We start from the raw sequence: 3,466 nt of genomic DNA, 5'->3' as shown, positions 1-3,466 counted from the left end.
CCTGAACGCAAAAGCCTTGAAGTCATTGAAGCGATTACCGACCTTTCCAAAAGTTTGCGCTCTGATTTTCGCCGTGGGACCTATGGTTATGATGTGCAAGCTGTTGAATGCAATATGTCACGCCTTGATGACAGCATGTTGGAGTATGAAAGCGGTGTTCGTTTAACAGCTGGGGACACTTTGTTTTCCTTTGGACGCACAACAGAGATCAATCACACGCTCACAAGAGAAGAAGGCAGGCTTATTGGTAATTGGATAGATGATGGGGATGAAGAGTTAAGCTGGAACCAAATCGATTATCCATGGGATATGGCAAATTTTCCGTGGTGTTCGGTTAAAAAACATGAACGCGATATGCTGATGGCAGAATGGTTTCATGGTCGCACGCTTTATCTCGTGTTAAGAGACAGCCAAGATGGCGTGATTGGGTATCAAAGATGCTCTGCTGTAGCGCCTGTCGAACAGGCTTTGGAGGGTGTATACAGCCATTGCGGAAACAGATTTAACCCTTCCACAACAGGCACTCTGTTGTTTCTGGCAGCCCGTACAGACTTTCACGATGTTGACGGCAAACAAGCCGCATTTGTTTCCATTCTCGTTCATGCTACCCCCGCAGAAAACATAGCGGTTGGCAAGCTTTGGTGTGACGCCAATGAACTCAATGGCGGTGTCGAGATACTCAAAACGCCTGTCAATATTCCTTTGCGTGCCGATGTTCGCGAACAATTCAAGATTTTATTGAGGTTTTAATATGAAGCATGAAAGTGGTTTACCCTTTGCAATTGACAGATCTCGCGGCAAAGAGGAACAACAAAGTGTTGTCTTTTATGGCACGCGTCCCTTTATTCAAAGTGGTGAACTGAATGAAGTTCAAACCATTATAAGAGGTCGTCACAATCGTTTAGGGCGCCTTGTGGCACAAGAAGGAGATCGCGTTGAACGGGGCTGATGCTTTTGTCAACAAAGAGACAAGGACCGTAACGTTAACGGATGGCAAGATTTATATCGCAGGCGATATTTTCCCCGTTGCACCTGCGGTACTCAACAATGTTTCCATGATTGGACGCTTGGAAATTGGTGTGAAGCTACAAAAAAAATGGATAACACACGAAGATGATCCAGAGCTATTGGGGCAAGTCCCTGGCACCTTAGCAGAAGGAGAACCTGGTGCCGCACGCGAAACAGCACAGCTTGTTTGGGCACTGAAAGAGGATGCGCAGAGCGGCACTTTCTTTCCCGTTTATATTTTACAAGATGGTGTTCTGATTGATCAAAAATCGCCCTCATTGCTTGAACCCGCCATGCAAGCTATTGCGACGTACGACCGCGCCCATGGGCATTATATCGTGAGTGGCTGCCGTGTAAGCGCATTGGGAGCCAATAACGGTTGCCAAGTCTTTAGTATTCAAGAAGGAGAAGCCAATATCAATGGCTTTAAACGCAAACGCCTTGCCGCCTTGCGCCATGAAGAGGTGCAAGACTTTTCAACAAGCGTTGTTCCAAGCGAAACGCATATTTTTGCGCCTCCAAAAGGGAAAACAAGCTTTACCTTTAAACCCTATTATTTTCCTATTGCCGATATTCAGTCTCTTTTGTTGACAAAAGAAAAAACCGTTAACGTCACCCGCGGTGCCGTTGCTTCGGGGCGTGATGGTGTTCCGGATAAAAGCATCACCGCGTTTATTAAAGTCGTTCAAGGAAGCAAGGAATTTAAAGAAGGCACAGATTTTAAAAAAACCGGAGACACCATTGATTGGGCACCCATGGGAGACGAACCTTTACCGGGCAGCAGCTATAAGGTGACTTATCGCACCCGCGCAAAAATCACGGCTGATAAAGTAACAGCGCAGGAAATCACTGTCTCAGGTGGGGCGCAAGGTGGTGATATCATTATCAGTTACACTTACAAATTACCCCGCATTGACCGTATAGGACTCAACACAGGGGGCAATGTGGTTTACATCAAAGGTATCTCAGTAGATCACCCCATGGCACCCAGTGTCCCTGATGATGTGTTGTCTCTTGCAACGATCACCAACAATTGGCTTGAAACGCCGGTTGTGGTCAATGATGGCACACGGGTTGCCCCCTATGATGAGATGTGGCGCTATTTTCAACGAGTGCTTTCGCTTGATCGATTGATGCAATTAGAGCGTATTAAAAGCAATGTTGACTCTAAAGAACCCGTTGCCAAAAAGGGCATGTTTGCAGACCCTTTTCTTGATGATAGTTACAGAGATGAAGGCTTTCAACAAACAGGTGCTGTAGGCAACGGCATTTTGCAGCTTGCCATTGACCCAACATTCTATACTGCTCCTTTAAAAGCGCCTGTCACCCTTGACTGGACAAATGAAGTGATCATTGCGCAAGAGTTGACAACGGCTTGCGAAAAAATCAACCCCTATCAAAATTTTGCACCCCTACCTGGTACAGTAACCCTTGAACCCGCGACAGACTTTTGGCACGAACAGCGCACCGATTGGCTCTCCGGTATCACCAATCAAATCAATATGGGCAGGAACCGTGGCAGTAGTATCCGTAAAACAGAAGTGCGTGATGATTTGGTGAGTGCGACCCAAGAGCAAATCAATTTTTTAAGACAAATTACCCTTTCCTTTAAAATTGAAGGTTTTGGCAAAGGCGAAAAACTAGAGAGCCTCACTTTTGATGGTGTGAATGTCTTGCCTAATTATCCCCTTTTTGCCAATTCCTATGGCGTCCTTGAAAGCACTTTTAAGATTCCACAAAATATCACCGCTGGCACAAAAAATGTTATCGCACAAGGCAGAGGTGGAACAATTGCAACGGGGCTTTTTACCGGTCAAGGTGTGATTGATGTGAAAGTGATGCGGCGCACCACCACGGTGAAAATATGGACGCAAGTAGACCCACAAGCACAAGTCTTTACTCCTGATGAAACACGGCAAATTACCGGTATTGACTTTCATCTTTGCAAAATCGGCAATCAAAACCATAATTTGGTGATTGATTTGGTCACCACTGAAAACGGTTATCCGACCGCCGATATTCAAGCACAAAGCTTTTATTCCATGAAGGGCGCAAAGCTAGGGTGGGCAGAGGCACGCTATGATGTACCACTCCTTGTCCCCGATGACCGCTTAACGGCTTTCGTTATTAAGACAGATGATAGTAATCATTCCGTCTCCTTAGCAAAGCTTGGGGATTTTGATGCAGAACATCAGAGATATGTTTCAAGCCACCCTTATGTAACAGGACCACGATTTTCTTCAGTTAACGCACAAAGCTGGACTGCTCATCAAGATGAGGCTTTAGCTTTTCGAGTGTTGGCAGCCCGCTACACACAAACAGAAAAAACCATTGATCTTGGCACTTTTGATCTTGTGGACTGCTCTGATTTACAAATACGCGCAGCCATTGAATTGCCTTCAAGCGATTGTTCTGTCATCTTTGAAATTGAACGAAACAATGGCACGGTTTATCAACT

At 45.6% G+C, this 3,466-nt stretch carries 1 protein-coding gene and 1 pseudogene; both read left to right on the top strand.

Translation table 11 applies throughout. The features are described from left to right. Positions 1 to 750 (top strand): phage tail protein (locus tag ACFIJP_RS08645; RefSeq protein WP_375626990.1); only part of this gene is annotated, 750 nt, incomplete at its 5' end. 1 nt (position 751) lies between these two features. Next, positions 752 to 3,466, top strand: a pseudogene (locus tag ACFIJP_RS08640) (DUF4815 domain-containing protein); the annotation flags it as partial.

Source organism: Bartonella sp. MU37NMGALS, from assembly GCF_042194015.1.
In the GTDB taxonomy this organism is placed as follows: Bacteria; Pseudomonadota; Alphaproteobacteria; order Rhizobiales; family Rhizobiaceae; genus Bartonella; species Bartonella grahamii.
This window is presented reverse-complemented; position numbering and strand designations above follow the sequence as displayed.